The organism is Streptomyces sp. NPDC041122, from assembly GCF_055592445.1.
Genome location: NZ_JBVIYQ010000002.1, coordinates 1,044,989 through 1,058,497 on the forward strand (window position 1 = coordinate 1,044,989; position 13,509 = coordinate 1,058,497).

The window sequence follows — 13,509 nt, forward strand, 5'->3', positions numbered from 1 at the left end:
TCCCCGGCCGCCGAGACGCACTCACCCCGTCGCCGAAGGAGCGTGGCCGCCCATGAACCCCGAACCGCTCTCGCAGAAGGAGATCGAGGACCGCCTCGCCGAGCTTCCCGGCTGGTCCGTGGCGGACGGCAGGCTGACCCGCTCCTACCGGCTCGGCACGCACTTCGCCGCGACCGGCCTCGTCGTCCACATCGCCCGGACGCAGGAGGAGCTCGGCCACCACTCCGACCTGACGCTCGGTTACAACACCGTCCGGCTGGCCGTGAACACGCACAGCGCGGGCGGCGCGCTCACCGACCTCGACTTCGAACTCGCGCGCAGGGTCGAGGGGTTGGCGCCCGGTCACGGCGCCGTGTAGATCCGGCTCACCTTTATGGGGAATGAGTTACTGAAGGTGCGGAAGGGAGCATTGGTCGCCCCTCGACGGAGTGCCCGGTCGCATGCGAACTTGTATGCGAAATCGCGCGATCCCTTCCCGTGGCGGGGGAATCGGGGCGGGAGAGGGGCTCCGGGCGAGATCTCCGCTGGAATAGGAATGGTAAATTCCGGTGAAATAGGAATCGAGAATTCCGCTGTAACGCAGCGTCTCGGGTGGCTAAATTCACCACGCCCCAAGGGAGTTGATTGAAGTGTGCGGTACTCTGTTCCGCAGACGCATAATTCAGCGATGAAGGAATCCAAGTCACGGGGGCTGCTCGGATGATAAAGGTTCTGCTGGTCGACAACGAAAAGATCGTCATCGAGGGATTATGCAAGCTCCTGGAGGGATTCGCGGAGTTCTCCGTGGTCTCGCTCGCTTGCGACGGCCCGTCGGCGCTGCGCCAGATGCGGCTGCACTTCCCGCACATCGTTCTGATGGGTCTCGGCGTTCCGGGCATGGGCGGTGTCGGGGCGACCCGCGCGATTCGCCGGGACTTCAGCCACACGCGGATCGTCATCCTGACCTCCCATCAGCAGCCGGTCTATGTGCGGGAGGCGTTCCAGGCCGGCGCCAACGCCTACCTGCCGCGCACCATCGGTGCGAGCGAGCTGCGCACCGCTCTGCTCACGGTGCACCGGGAGGGGGTGGCCCTGTCGTCCGAGACCGCCGCGCACGTCCTCGGGCTCGTGTCCGAGCGGCCCGTCGCGGGCGGCTCCCCGCTCGCCCGGCTCACCGAGCGCGAGCGGCAGATCCTGTCCCTGGTCGCCGATGACCAGGAGACCGGGCACATCGCCAAGTTCCTGGGCATCAGCCCGAAGACCGTCCGGAACTACCTCAGCCGCATCTACGCCAAACTCGGCACGCCGAACCGGGTGCAGACCGTGCTGTACGCCAAGCGTTTCCTGGGCCAGCCGGCCGATCTGCCCGCCGAGTCGTAGTTCTCCCCGCCGTGCCTGCGTCCCCTTCGGAACGCCTTGCCGCCTCGTTCCTAAATACGCTACGCTCCTCGTATCGTATTTAAATGGGAGCCCGCCGGACGCAAGGGGACCCTGTCTGAGGGGAGGGGGCCATGGCACGCAGCCGCTGGTGGACGCTGGGTGTGGTGTGTGTCGGCAGTTTCATGCTGCTGCTCGACGTCACCATCGTGAACATCGCTCTGCCCGAGATCGAGAGCGCCCTCGACGCGACGCTCACCGATCTGCAGTGGGTCGTCGCCGCCTACGCGGTCGCGCTGTCCGCCGCCCTGCTCACGGCGGGCTCACTCGCCGACAAGTTCGGGCGGCGCGCCCTCTTCTCCTGGGGGATGGTGCTGTTCTGCGTCGCCTCCTTCCTGTGCGGTGTGGCCGGTGATCCGCTGCTGCTCATCCTGGCGCGCGCGCTTCAGGGGGTGGGCGGCGCCGCCATGCTCGCCACCTCGCTCGCCCTGCTCGCCGCCGCCTACCCGGAGAGCAAGGACCGGCATCTGGCGCTCGCCGTCTGGGGAGCGGTCAGCGGGGCCGCTCTCGCGGTGGGACCGCTCGCCGGCGGCCTGCTGGTCGAGGGCGCGGGATGGCGGTGGATCTTCCTGGTCAACCTGCCGGTCGGTGCGCTGGCCCTGATCGCCACCGTGACCAGGGTGGACGAATCCAGGGCACCGTCCGCGGGCCGCATCGACTGGCCGGGCTTCCTCACCCTCGGCACCGCCCTCGGCTCGCTCTCCTTCGCCCTGCTCCGGGCCAACGAGGAGGGCTGGAGCAGCTTCCAGGTGGTGGGCGCCTTCGTGGTCGCGGCCGGCGGACTCGTCCTGTTCGTCCTCGTCGAGCGGTCCCGGCGCGACCCGATGCTGCCGGGCAGCGTCTTCACCCGGATCACCACCACGGGCGCCAGCGTCGGCGTCCTCGCGATGAGCGCCACCGCCTTCGCGCTGCTGCTGTACCTGACGCTCTATCTGCAGACGGTGCTCGGTCTCGAACCGCTCGCGGCGGGACTGCGCCTGCTGCCGCTCACCCTGTCGATCTTCGTGGCCTCCGCACTCGCCGCGCGGCTCGGCACCGTACTGCCCGCGCGCTGGCTGGTCTCGTCGGGCCTCGCCTGCATCGGTGTCGGCCTGCTCCTGATGGGCGGCCTCGACGTGGGCGACGCATGGACCGCGCTGCTCGCCGGGCAACTCGTCACCGGTCTCGGCGTCGGCCTGGTCAACCCCAACGTGGTGGCCGCGGCGATGGGCGCGGTCGAACCGTCGAGGGCAGGCATCGCCTCCGGCCTGAGCAACACCTGCCGCTCCCTGGGCATCGCCGTGGGCATCGCGTCCCTCGGCGCCGTCTTCGCCGACCGGGTGCGCGACGGAGTGCGTGAGGAACTGTCCGGCACGCCGCTGTCCGGCCGGGCCGACGAGTTGTCGCACGCCGTGTCGTCGGGCCAGGTCGGCGAGGTGATCGGCAGGCTTCCACCCAGGCAGCGAGGAGTGTTCTCGCACGCCGCAGAGGCCGGCTTCATCGACGGCCTCAACTCGATCCTGATCGTCGCGGCCGTCGTCGCGTTCACCGGGGCGGTCGCCGTGCTGCCTCTCATCAGGAGCCGGGACATCGACACGTCGGACCCGGACGGCGAGCGCCTGGCGATGACGGCGGGGCACTGAGCACGGCACCGGACCGACCACCCGGCCACCCACACCCAGGAGCCCGACGAATGAAGACCGAACAGATCCAGGCCTGCGTCGTCGGCGGCGGGCCCGCCGGAATGATGACGGGTTTCCTGCTCGCCCGACAAGGAGTGGACGTAGTCGTCCTGGAGAAGCACGGCGACTTCCTGCGCGACTTCCGCGGGGACACCGTGCACCCCTCGACCCTGCGGATCTTCGAGGAACTCGGCCTGATCGACGAGTTCCTGCAGATTCCGCACACCAAGGTCTCCACCATCACGGTGGAGACCCCGGCCGGGCCCACCGACTTCGCGGACTTCTCCAAGCTCGGCGGCCGTTACCCGTACATCGCGTTCATGCCCCAGTGGGACGTGCTCGACTTCCTGGCCCGCAAGGCGGCGGAGCTGCCCGGCTTCCGGCTGATCCAGAAGGCGGAGGCCGTCGAGGTGATCCGCGAGGGCGACGAGGTGCGAGGCGTCCGTGCCGAGACCCCCGACGGGCCCCTGGAGTTCCGGACGAACCTCGTCATCGCCGCCGACGGCCGGCACTCGACCATGCGACGGGCCGTCGGCCTCCCCGTCGTCTCCGGCGGGGCGCCCATGGACGTGCTCTGGTTCCGGCTGAGCCGGCGACCTGACGAGACCATGAGCTTCCTGCACACGGGATCGGGCTTCGTGCTGATCACCATCGACCGCGGCGACTACTGGCAGATCGCGTACGTCATCCCACAGGGCCAGTACGAAACCGTCAGGCGGGAGGGCCTCGGTCGGCTGCACGCCGATGTGACCGCCATACACGCGGAGTTCGCCGGCCGGCTGCGTGCGGAGATCGACGACTGGAACGAGGTGAAGCTGCTGAGCGTCCGCGTCGACCGGCTCCGCACCTGGTACCGCCGGGGGCTGCTGTGCATCGGAGACGCCGCGCACGCGATGTCGCCCGCGGGTGGAGTCGGGATCAACCTCGCGGTGCAGGACGGGGTGGCCGCGGCCCGGATGCTGGGGCCGGTCCTGCGCGCCGGCCGACGGCCCACCCGGAAGGAGCTCTCCCGTGTCCAGCGTCGCCGTGCGTTCCCGGTCCGCGCCATGCAACTGGCGCAGGTCCACATGCTCGCCGACCTCTACCCCAAGGACCGGCACTCCACGGTCGAACGGCCGCTCGCGGCGCGCCTCGTGCGGAGGTTCCCCTTCCTGAGCCGCTGGACCGCCCACTTCATCGGGGTCGGGCTGCGTTCGGAACGGGTCGGCGAAGGCTGACCGGCCCGTGCCGGTGATGCGGTCCGCCGTCAGGCCCGCAGAGCGGGCCAGATCGTGTCGAGCACGCTGTCGGCCCAGTCGGCGGGCACGGAGCCCTGGACCGCGGAACGGGCGATGAACGATCCGGCCATCATGGTGACCACCGTCTGGTAATCGGCGTCCGGGCGCAGTTCGCCGTCGCGCACGCCTGCCTGCAGCGCCCCGAGCAGAATGTCGAGCCGCGGCTGGAGCACGCCTTCACGGAAAGCGCGTGTGAATTCCGGGTCTTCGTCGCCGTGCAGGAGGGCGGCCAGAGCGCGCAGTCCCACGACCTCCTCCAGGCCGTACCTGAATTGCTTCAGCAACTCGGCCACCCGTTCCCGGGCCGACAGGTCGGATGAAGGCTCCGGCATGCCTTCGACGAACGCGAGCGACGCCCGCAGCAATTCATAGCGGTTCTTGTGCCGGCGGTAGATCGTGGTCTTCGCGGAGCCCGAATAAAGAGACACGGCCTCGATCGTGACCCCCTGAGGGCCCCGCTCGCGCAGCAATTTCAGTGCGGCCGCGACGATTTCCCGGGACACTTCCGCGCTGCGCGGGCGTCCCGGCGACGGTCGGGTCGTATTCTCCTGAGCCATTCAAGCCAGTGTAACGACGGCTATCGGCCGCCCGGGCCCTCGGGATGGACACCACCGAACCAGCGCACCGGCGCTCCCGCGGTGTAGAGCCTGCCGAGGCTGTCGAGCATCGGGCCGCGGCCGTCGGTGCTGCGCCCGAGGGAAGCCAGCCACTGCCGTCCACCGCCCGGCAGACAGCGGGCACCGAGACCGACCAGCGCCCGCCCGGGACCTGCTTCGACGTAGGTGTCGGGGCCCAGGCCGTCCAGGGCCCGGATCGCGTCGAGGAAGCGGACCGGGCCGCGCATGTGGCGGCGCCAGTGCCCCGGCTCGCTCAGCGCTGAGGCGTCCACCACCGTGCCGGTCACCGTGGAGACCAGCGGAATCCGCGGCGCCGCGAAGGCGACCGTGCTTGTGGCCTCGGCCAACTCGTCGAGCGCCGGCTCCTGGAGCCGGGAGTGCAGGCCCTGCGGCACGGGCAGCCCGCTCACCCGGACACCGTTCGCCTCCAGGCGCTCCGTCAGCCTGGTCAGCGCCCCGATCTCCCCGGAGAGCGACACCTCGTGCTCCGAGACGACCGCGGCGACGTCCACCGCTTCCGTACCGTCCGCGAGCAGTTCGCGTGCCGCGGCCTCGTCGAGGGTGACCACCGCCATCGCGCCGTCCGTCACCCGCGCCGCCAGTGAGGCCTCGGTGCCGAGCAGCCGTATCGCCGCCTCGGGGGAGAGGACCCCGGCGCAGCACGCCGCGGTGTACTCGCCCGAGCTGAACCCGAGCACGGCGGTGGGCTCGATGCCCCAGCTGCGCCACAGGGCGGTGAGCGCGAGGCTCACACTGAACGTGCCCAGCGCGGCGGCCACCAGCCGGTGCACGGCGTCGCCCCGCCCCGACCCTGGATCGAGCAGTTCCCGCAACGGGTGGCCGAGGAAGGGCCGGGCCGCCTCGGCGCAGCGGTCGACGACGGACCGGAACACCGGCGCCGTGCGGTAGAGCCCGTGCCCCATGCCGAGGAACTGCGCACCCTGACCGCTGAACAGGAACGCGACGCGCGGTCCGCCCGCGCGGGCCGCTCCGGCCGACACCCCGCGCGCCGTGGTGCCGTCGAGGTAGGCCCGCAGGCCTGCCGTCAACTCCTCGGCGTCATGTCCGGTCACCGCGAGCCGGTGGGTGTCGTGCCGGGCCGCGGCGGCGGTGACGCACAGTTCGCCGGGGGAGGCGGCGCCGGGCGCCGACAGTGAGCGCACGGCAGCGAGGGCGCGGTCCGCGAGTGCGTCCGCGGTGGCCGCCGAGAGCGGCAGCAGATGCGTGGTGTGCGTGGTCATCGACAGCTCTCCTCCGCGGGCGTGCGCGTCACGGGCGGGTCCCCCTTACCCCGTCTCCGTGTCGGCCACCGCACGGCACCAGGCGGCACCGGCATCGGCCAGGGCGATCGGGAAGGCCATGAAGGTGAAGGGCCCCGGTGGCAGCTCGCGCAGCCGGGCCAGCCCTTCGATCTGGATGAACTCGCGCTTCCTGCCGTGCATGTGGGCGGGCCACAGTGCGTGCGGGTCGCGGGTGCGGAAGAACTCCTCCACCATGTGGCGGGCGGGCCCGTCGAAGCTCCAGCAGTCCGTGCCGAGCACCTTCACGCCGAGATCCAGCAGATGGTCGACGGCGGGCGGGGAGATCGCGGTCGACTCCGTGTAGTAGGCGGCGCTGCCGAGTCGCAGGTCCGAGTCGGTACGGAACAGCACCACCGTGCCGGGGCCCACCGCGCGACCGGCCGTGCGGAGCGCCTCCTTTACGTCGCGCTCGCCGACGCTCCCTCCGCATCCGCGCACATCGAGGACGACCCCCGGTCCGCTGAACCACTCCAGCGGCAGCTCCGTGACCTTCTTCGCGGGCCGGCCCTCGCACTCGGGTCCGTAGTGGAAGGGCGCGTCCACGTGCGTGCCCTGGTGCACGGACATCCGGTAGAACTCGTTCGACAGGAAGCAGCCCCCGGGCACGTCCTCCTCCCTCAGGCGGCGTCTGCCGGTCAGCCACCGCCAGTAGTTGACGCGGCGCTCGCGTCGGCTGTCGCCGGGCAACGCCCTGATCCGCCTGGTCAGATGGCGGATTCCGTCCCGGTGCAGCCACCGCTCGAATTCCACGCCGGGCGCCCGGCGACTGATTGGAATGCTCAGATCGACATACACTGCTGATCCTTTGCTGCTAGTCCTTGTCCGGCCGGGGATCGGTGGCGTACGGCACAGCTTTCGCGGAGCGCGGTCTCGGGGCGTACGGGATCCACCCGGCCACCTCACGCCGGTAGGCGGCGTACTGCGCACCGAAGGTGTCCAGCAGGCTCGGCTCCTCGACGCGCACCACGGCCACACAGGAGACGGTGAGGACGAAGGCGGCCCAGCACAGGACGGACGACGCGGACCACCACAGCGCCAGGCCGATGAGGAGCAGCGTCATCCCGGCCGCCATCGGGTTCCTGACGACCCGGTACCAGCCCGAGCGGACCAGGTGTTCCGGCGGCCGGTCGCCCAGAGGTGTGCGCTGACGCAGATAGACCCGGTCCACGGAGTCCGCGGTCATCCAGCCGCCGAGCAGCACCAGGACGCCCCCGCCGGCCAGCCGCGGCACGCCCGGCACCGGCAGGCCGGGCCCGGGCAGCAGCAGACCGAGCAGTGCCGGCACCAACCCCGCGGTGACCAGCGGGATCAGTACGGGCGCGGGACGGGCCAGGCGTCCGGCGCTCACGACGTCTCCGCGAGGACGGGCGCAGCGGCGGCCAGCGCCTCCTCGCCGTAGGCACCGCGGATGCGGCCGGCGAGGGACCGCGCACTCGGTACGTACTCCTGTGTCCCGACCGACTCCATGGCCAACGACGCCAGGGCGCACCCGAGTTGGGTGGCGGTCCGGAGCGAGACGCCGCGGGCGAGCGCGGAGAGCAGCCCGGCCCGGAACGCGTCCCCCGCGCCGGTCGGGTCGGGGGCCGACACCTCGGGGATCGCGGGAACGACGAACGGCTCCTGGCCCGCCCGCTCGACGAGCACGCCCGCCGCCCCGAGCGTGGTGAACCGGACGCCGACCCGTTCGAGGATGCGCAGCGCGCTCCAGCCCGTGCTCTCCTGGAGGAGCGCCGCCTCGTACTCGTTGGCGAACAGATACCGGGCGCCGTCGAGCAGGAACTGGACGTCCTGGCGGTTCATGCCCGCGATCCGCCGGGACGGATCGGCGGCGAAGGGCAGGCCCGAGGTGCGGCATTCCTCGGTGTGCCGGAGCATCGCCGCGGGGTCGTTGGGCGAGATCATCACCAGGTCGAGGCCGCCGACCCGCTCCACGACGCCCTGCAGGGAGATGGTGCAGGCCGCCCGCATCGCGCCGGGGTAGAAGGCGCCGATCCGTTGATGGTCCACGTCGGTCGTGCACACGAAGCGGGCGGTGGGCTCGCCCGGTACGACCAGGAGCGAGTCGACGTCGACCCCGTGCTGCTTCAGCCAGATCTGGTGGTCGGAGGAGTCCGTGCCCACCGCCGCGACCAGCGTGGGGGCCAGGCCCAGCCGGCCCATGCCGTAGGCGATGTTGGCCGCTCCTCCGCCGCGCCGCATCTCGAGCCGGTCGACGAGGAAGGACAGGGACAGGGCGTGCAGCCGGTCGGGCAGGAGCTGGTCGGCGAAGCGGCCCGGGAAGTGCATCAGATGGTCCGTTGCGATGGTTCCGGTGACGGCGATGCGCACCTGGCGCCTCCTGAGGGCGGGAAAGCGGTACGAGGCGGGGCTCCGGGTGACGTGTCCCGCCGGGGTCGGGGCGGGAGCGGGCAGGCGGCCACCCGGTGAAGAGGTGGGGGCGGCTGCCTGCGCGCGACGGTGGCCGGAGCGGGTCCGTCAGGTGGCCGGCACGGCTCCGGATTCGATCTTCTGCTTGATGCCGGCCTGGTTCTGCCTGGTGTGCAGCTGCATCCGGTCGAGCACGGTCGCCAGCGGGACGTCGAACTTCTCGTCGAGTTCGAAGTCCTGGATCCAGGTCATCGAGGTTCCGCCGGGGACCGGTGCGCAGGTCCACTTCAGATGCATGTAGCGGAAGGGGTAGAGCGGGTCGCGGCGCTCGGCGACCGCGGTCAGCTCGCGGTGGTCGAGCAGCCGCCAGGAGCGCCACGTCGCCCCCTCCGCGTTGGTGAGCTCGAAGACGATCTCGGTCCAACGGCCCTCGTTCTCCTGTGAGATCACCTTGGCGTGGCTGTACTCGTCGAATATCTCCGACCAGCGCTCGATGTCGTTGGTGATGTCGAAGACCAGCTCGGGAGCCGCCTCGATGACGATGCTGTTCTCGATCCTGGGCATGGCGTCAGTCCTTCCTCGGGTGCGCGCCGGCGGACAGCATCTGGTCGACGCGGTCGACCAGATCGGCCACGGTCGTGAAACCGTCCTCGGCGTCCGCGTCGATGGAGATGTGGAAGTGCTCCTCCAGCGCGACCACGATCTCCACCAGCTCGGTCGAGTCGATGCCGAGGTCCTTCGCCAGCCGCTTGTCCGGCGCCAGCTCCTCCTTCTGGAACCCGATGCCCTCCATGACGGAGACCACTTCCTGGTGGATGTCCATGAACTCCCCTTACCTCTCGTCCGTGTTGTCACCGGCCCCGAGGGCGCCGCCCACGGCGGCACTCCCGGAGATGTCCGTGCCGCCGGGAGCTCCCAGCGCCAGCGCGATCGCCACGGCCACCCCGGCCTCGTGCGCGATGCTCAGCCGGAACCCACTGAACCCGGCACGGCAGAAGGCCTCCTGAGCCCGCCCGGACAGCCCGGCGATCGGCTCACCCGACTCGGCACGGCCGATCTCCACCTCCAGCCAGCCGACGCCGCGGCCGTGCGCGCCGAGGGCCTTGCGCACCGCCTCCTTGGCCGCGAGGCGGCCGGCCATGCAGTACGTCCGGTAGCGCGGCGACGCGCCCTCGCACAGCGCCTGCTCGGCGGGGGTGAAGAGCCGGTCCCGCAGCGGCTGCCCGCGGCGCGCCACCATCGTGCCGAGCCGCTCGGCGCCGACCACGTCGATCCCCACCGCCAGAGCGCTTTCCACGCCCCCGAGCGCGGTCAACGCCGCAGCAGCAGACACGCGTTGACCCCTCCCAGACCGCGGGAGACCACCAGGGTGTGCTCCCAGTCCCGTACCGGCCGCGCGGTGTCCCTTACGAGGTCGAGGTCGACCCCCGGCGCGGTCCTGTCCAGGTTGACGGTGGGCGGGACCAGGCCGTCGCGCATGCCGTACAGCGCGAGTGCCGCGTCGGCGGGGGCGGCCGCGCCGAGGAGGTGGCCGAAGCCCGACTTGGGCACGGTGAAGGGCAGCCGGTCCGCGGTGGGGCCGAACGCCTCGTGCAGCGCGTACGCCTCGGTGACATCCTCGAAGGGAATGGCCGAGCCGTGCCCGAGGACCGCGCCGAGCTGCTCGCCGGTGATGCCGGCGCGCTCGGTGGCGGCGCGCATGGCGCGGCCGAGCACCTGCCCGGTCGGCTCGACCGTGTAGTACGGCATGTAGCCGTCGCTGCTCACTCCCCAGCCGGCCAGCTCCCCGTGGATGACGGCGCCGCGCCGCTCGGCGTGCTCCCGGCGTTCCAGCACCAGGAAGACGGAGCCTTCGGCAAACACGCTGCCGGTGTGCCCGGCGTCGAAGGGCCGGTACAGCTCGTGCGGGGCGAGCGCGGCCCGGGGTTTGGCGTTGAGCCCGCTGGTCTCCAGGCACAGCCAGCCGTACGGCGACAGCGGCGCCTCGACCCCGCCCGCGAGCACCACGTCGGCCCTGCCGCGCAGCAGCGCCTCGGCGCCGCCGATCAGGGCGTACGCCCCACTCGCCCGGTCCGCGACGAAGGTGCGGGCCGGGCCCTTGATGCCCTGGTCGATGCAGATGTTGCCCTGCGGGGCCGCCGGGAACCAGGCCGTGGCCTGGTACGGGCTGACCGCGCGTGGGCCGTCGGTCCACAGCCTGCGCAGCTCGCGCTCGGCGAACTCCCAGCCGCCCAGCACGTTTCCGACCATCACGCCGGTGCGCTCGGGCGCCACGTCCTCGCCGACGCGCACGCCGGCCTCGGCCAGTGCCTGGCGCACCGCGTGCACGGCGAGGTGCGTGAAGCGGTCGGTGCGCTTGACGAACCGGGAGGGCAGTTCGGCGCGTGCGTCGAAGTCGGCCTGACCGGCGACCGGGCACGCGTAGTCCGAGGCGTCGAAGCGGTCGATCGTCGTGAGCCGCGCGACCCCGTCACGGGCGCTGCGCCACAGGGGTTCCATGCCCGTGCCCGCGGGGGTGACGGCACCGATCCCGGTGATGACGACACTCATCGTGCCGCTCCTTCCCGTACGGCGCGGGCGACCATCGCGGCGTGCAGCCCGGCGAATCCGCTGGCGTCCTTGAGGATCACTTCACCGTTCCAGGGCCGGCCGGTCCCCGGCACGTAGTCGAGGTCACAACTGGGGTCGGGCGTCTCATAGTTGGCCGTGGGATGGACGAAGGACCGCTCGCAGGCCAGCGCGCAGAGCACGATCTCCATGGCACTGGCCGCGGCGAGCGCGTGGCCCAGCATGGACTTCGCCGAGTTCACCGGGACCTCTCGGGCCCGGTCGCCGAGGGCGAGCTTGAGCGCACTGGTCTCACAGGTGTCGTTCTGCGGGGTGGAGCTGCCGTGCGAGCTGACGTGATCGATGTCGGCGGGGGTGAGCCCGGACCGCTCGACGGCCTGGGTCATGGCTCGGGTCAGGTCGGCGCCGTCGGAGAGCAGGTCGGTCATGTGCACGGCGTTGGAGGTGTGCGAGAAGGCGTTGATCTCCATGTACGGGGTGGCGCCGCGGCGCAGCGCGTGTTCGCGCTCCTCGAGGATGACGATGCCGCAGCCCTCGCCGAGCACGAAACCGTCGCGCCCCGCGTCATAGGGCCGCGAGGCCGCCTCCGGCCGGTCCGCGTGGGCGCGCGAAAGACAGTTGATGATCTCGAAGGAGGCCACCGTCACCGGGGTGATGGGCGCCTCGCTGGCACCGGCGATCATCACGTCCGCCTCGCCGTACTGGATCGCCTCCACCGCGTGGCCGACGGCGTCGATCCCGCCGATGCACCCGGTGGACAGCGTCACGCACGGCCCCTGGGTGCCGAGCAGGGCCGAGAGGATGGCACCCGGGGTGTTCGACATGGACGCGAGATACAGATCGCGGCCGGCCTTGGCGGGGTCGATGGGACCCCGGCCCCGGTCCGTGACCGCGAGGAACTCCTGCTCCATCTTGGGGGTGCCGCAGATGGCGGTGGACAGGGAGATGCCGGTCCGCTCGGCGGCGTAGTCACCGGCCTCGAGCCCGGCGTCCCCCATCGCCTGGAGCGCCGCGGCGACCGCGAACTGCACATACCGGTCGAGCCGTTGCACCTCGGTGGGCAGCGCCGGCACCTGGTCCTCGAATCCGGGGACTTCGGCCACCGCGTCGGACACGAAGTCGAAATCCCCGAACAGATCGGAACTCGTGATGTCCGACAGGGATTTGGTGACGCTCTTCCCTGCCGAAACGGTTTCCCAGAGGGCTTCTTTCCCTATTCCGGCCGGGCTGATGACGCCGAGCCCGGTGACGACCACTTCTCGCATGACTACCGCCTTTCACCTGTCAGTGCCGTCACAAGACCCCGTGTCACGGACTCTTTCGCCGTCACGCCTGATTTCTCCATCCGCGCGAGATATTCATCCGGTTCCGGTAGACCGCCTTCCGTGGTGTTCACCAGCAGGCTGAGATCGAGCATCGACCGGGAGAGCGTCGGCTCCCCGGGGGCCGGCCGCATGACGTCGGCGAGGAGCAGGGTTCCGCCCGGTCGCAGCACCCGGGCGCACTCCTGGATGAGCCGCCCGGCGGCCGCCGGCCCCGCGAAGCGCCCCGCGTGCGCCATCACCACGGTGTCGAACGAGCCGTCGGGAAACGGCGGTCGGCCGAAGTCGGCCGGCACGAAGTCGAAGCGGTCCAGCAGCCCCAGCTCCGTCACCCGTGCCCGGGCCCCCGCCAGGAGCGCCGGATCGTCGTGGGCCGTCACCCGCGCCGACGGGTCCGACACGGCCAGGGCGATGCCCCACTCCCCGCCGCCCGCGGTGAGGTCGAGGACCCGGCCGGCCGGGACCGGCCGGAGCGCCTCGACCACGGCCGTGGCGGCGCGGGCCGCCAGGGCGAAGGCGCCGCCGAACATCCCGCGATGGACGCCGCGGGCCCCGGGTTCGCCCAGGTCGCCGCCGCGCCGACCGCTCCGCACCAGATCGGCGAGGCCGCCCCAGCTGTCCCACTGCGCCATCACCTCGGCGAAGTGGTCCCCGAGGAACCCCGGGCCGCCCTTGACGAGATGGGCCCGGGAGAGCTCGGTGACCTCCCGGCCGCTCGCGTCGTCACCGCGGACCAGGCCCAGCTCCGTGAGCGCGTCCAGCAGCCTGCGCACCGCCTCACCGTCGCAGCGCAGCACCCCGGCGAGCGCCGCGGCGGTGCGGGGGGCGCGGGCCAGTTCGGTGAAGACGCCGAGTTCCAGGGCGGCGGAGAGCACCCTGGCGCGTGCGAACCCGAAGTTGAGGGCGAGCAGCGGAGCCGGGTCGGGGCCTTCCAGCGCCGTCGACAGGTCGTACGAGGGGATGTTCTTCGGCACCGGGAG

15 protein-coding genes are annotated in these 13,509 nt (G+C 71.4%); 4 read left to right on the forward strand and 11 right to left on the reverse strand.

Going from position 1 to position 13,509, the window contains the following annotated elements:
* Window positions 1–52: 52 nt before the first annotated feature.
* The 4 genes from ACZ6B8_RS10900 (at window position 53) to ACZ6B8_RS10915 (ending at window position 4,294) form a co-directional block, all read left to right on the forward strand.
* Window positions 53–358, forward strand: a complete 306-nt coding sequence (locus tag ACZ6B8_RS10900; RefSeq protein WP_471606993.1) for a 4a-hydroxytetrahydrobiopterin dehydratase — start codon at window positions 53–55, stop codon at window positions 356–358.
* Window positions 359–699: 341 nt separating this feature from the next.
* Window positions 700–1,359: a response regulator gene (locus tag ACZ6B8_RS10905; RefSeq protein WP_471073044.1), complete on the forward strand. Its 660-nt coding sequence runs from the start codon at window positions 700–702 to the stop codon at window positions 1,357–1,359.
* A 131-nt stretch (window positions 1,360–1,490) separates the two neighbouring features.
* Window positions 1,491–3,038: a DHA2 family efflux MFS transporter permease subunit gene (locus tag ACZ6B8_RS10910; protein ID WP_471606994.1), complete on the forward strand. Its 1,548-nt coding sequence runs from the start codon at window positions 1,491–1,493 to the stop codon at window positions 3,036–3,038.
* A gap of 50 nt (window positions 3,039–3,088) precedes the next feature.
* Complete coding sequence (locus ACZ6B8_RS10915) at window positions 3,089–4,294, forward strand: FAD-dependent oxidoreductase (protein ID WP_471606995.1); 1,206 nt, start codon at window positions 3,089–3,091, stop codon at window positions 4,292–4,294.
* Window positions 4,295–4,323: 29 nt separating this feature from the next.
* Here the strand turns inward: ACZ6B8_RS10915 and ACZ6B8_RS10920 are convergent, their stop codons facing one another.
* The 11 genes from ACZ6B8_RS10920 to ACZ6B8_RS10970 all read right to left on the reverse strand — a co-directional run bounded on the left by ACZ6B8_RS10920 (window position 4,324) and on the right by ACZ6B8_RS10970 (window position 13,503).
* A complete protein-coding gene (locus tag ACZ6B8_RS10920) occupies window positions 4,324–4,911 on the reverse strand; it encodes a TetR/AcrR family transcriptional regulator (protein WP_471073035.1) in 588 nt (195 codons plus the stop codon).
* Window positions 4,912–4,931: 20 nt separating this feature from the next.
* A complete protein-coding gene (locus ACZ6B8_RS10925; RefSeq protein ID WP_471073032.1) occupies window positions 4,932–6,212 on the reverse strand; it encodes an acyltransferase domain-containing protein in 1,281 nt (426 codons plus the stop codon).
* A gap of 45 nt (window positions 6,213–6,257) precedes the next feature.
* Window positions 6,258–7,067, reverse strand: a complete 810-nt coding sequence (locus ACZ6B8_RS10930) for a cyclase family protein (protein WP_471606996.1) — start codon at window positions 7,065–7,067, stop codon at window positions 6,258–6,260.
* A gap of 16 nt (window positions 7,068–7,083) precedes the next feature.
* Window positions 7,084–7,620 carry a methyltransferase family protein gene (locus tag ACZ6B8_RS10935; protein WP_471073026.1) on the reverse strand — a complete coding sequence of 179 codons (537 nt, stop codon included), beginning with the start codon at window positions 7,618–7,620 and terminating at the stop codon, window positions 7,084–7,086.
* Window positions 7,617–8,600: a carbohydrate kinase family protein gene (locus ACZ6B8_RS10940; RefSeq protein ID WP_471606997.1), complete on the reverse strand. Its 984-nt coding sequence runs from the start codon at window positions 8,598–8,600 to the stop codon at window positions 7,617–7,619. Before ACZ6B8_RS10940 ends, ACZ6B8_RS10935 begins: the two co-directional genes overlap by 4 nt.
* 147 nt (window positions 8,601–8,747) lie before the next feature.
* Window positions 8,748–9,203, reverse strand: coding sequence for an SRPBCC family protein (locus ACZ6B8_RS10945; RefSeq protein WP_471073020.1), 456 nt, complete (start codon window positions 9,201–9,203; stop codon window positions 8,748–8,750).
* Between the two features lie 4 nt (window positions 9,204–9,207).
* Entirely contained in the window at window positions 9,208–9,462 is a 255-nt protein-coding gene (locus tag ACZ6B8_RS10950; protein WP_471073017.1) for an acyl carrier protein, read from the reverse strand.
* A 9-nt stretch (window positions 9,463–9,471) separates the two neighbouring features.
* The gene (locus tag ACZ6B8_RS10955; protein ID WP_471606998.1) at window positions 9,472–9,972 is read right to left on the reverse strand and encodes a holo-ACP synthase; all 501 of its coding nucleotides are present in this window, start codon (window positions 9,970–9,972) and stop codon (window positions 9,472–9,474) included.
* Window positions 9,951–11,189: a beta-ketoacyl-[acyl-carrier-protein] synthase family protein gene (locus ACZ6B8_RS10960; RefSeq protein ID WP_471073011.1), complete on the reverse strand. Its 1,239-nt coding sequence runs from the start codon at window positions 11,187–11,189 to the stop codon at window positions 9,951–9,953. The genes ACZ6B8_RS10955 and ACZ6B8_RS10960 overlap by 22 nt, the downstream gene beginning before the upstream one ends.
* On the reverse strand, window positions 11,186–12,472 hold the full coding sequence (locus ACZ6B8_RS10965; protein WP_471073008.1) for a beta-ketoacyl-[acyl-carrier-protein] synthase family protein: 1,287 nt from the start codon (window positions 12,470–12,472) through the stop codon (window positions 11,186–11,188). Before ACZ6B8_RS10965 ends, ACZ6B8_RS10960 begins: the two co-directional genes overlap by 4 nt.
* A gap of 2 nt (window positions 12,473–12,474) precedes the next feature.
* Complete coding sequence (locus tag ACZ6B8_RS10970; RefSeq protein ID WP_471606999.1) at window positions 12,475–13,503, reverse strand: methyltransferase domain-containing protein; 1,029 nt, start codon at window positions 13,501–13,503, stop codon at window positions 12,475–12,477.
* Window positions 13,504–13,509 lie beyond the last annotated feature (6 nt).

Bases quoted from the DNA above. Each gene is read 5' to 3' on its own strand.
- ACZ6B8_RS10900 (WP_471606993.1), top strand. From the start codon at position 53: ATGAACCCCGAACCGCTCTCGCAGAAGGAGATCGAGGACCGCCTCGCC.
- ACZ6B8_RS10905 (WP_471073044.1), top strand. From the start codon at position 700: ATGATAAAGGTTCTGCTGGTCGACAACGAAAAGATCGTCATCGAGGGA.
- ACZ6B8_RS10910 (WP_471606994.1), top strand. From the start codon at position 1,491: ATGGCACGCAGCCGCTGGTGGACGCTGGGTGTGGTGTGTGTCGGCAGT.
- ACZ6B8_RS10915 (WP_471606995.1), top strand. From the start codon at position 3,089: ATGAAGACCGAACAGATCCAGGCCTGCGTCGTCGGCGGCGGGCCCGCC.
- ACZ6B8_RS10920 (WP_471073035.1), bottom strand. From the start codon at position 4,911: ATGGCTCAGGAGAATACGACCCGACCGTCGCCGGGACGCCCGCGCAGC.
- ACZ6B8_RS10925 (WP_471073032.1), bottom strand. From the start codon at position 6,212: ATGACCACGCACACCACGCATCTGCTGCCGCTCTCGGCGGCCACCGCG.
- ACZ6B8_RS10945 (WP_471073020.1), bottom strand. From the start codon at position 9,203: ATGCCCAGGATCGAGAACAGCATCGTCATCGAGGCGGCTCCCGAGCTG.
- ACZ6B8_RS10950 (WP_471073017.1), bottom strand. From the start codon at position 9,462: ATGGACATCCACCAGGAAGTGGTCTCCGTCATGGAGGGCATCGGGTTC.
- ACZ6B8_RS10960 (WP_471073011.1), bottom strand. From the start codon at position 11,189: ATGAGTGTCGTCATCACCGGGATCGGTGCCGTCACCCCCGCGGGCACG.
- ACZ6B8_RS10965 (WP_471073008.1), bottom strand. From the start codon at position 12,472: ATGCGAGAAGTGGTCGTCACCGGGCTCGGCGTCATCAGCCCGGCCGGA.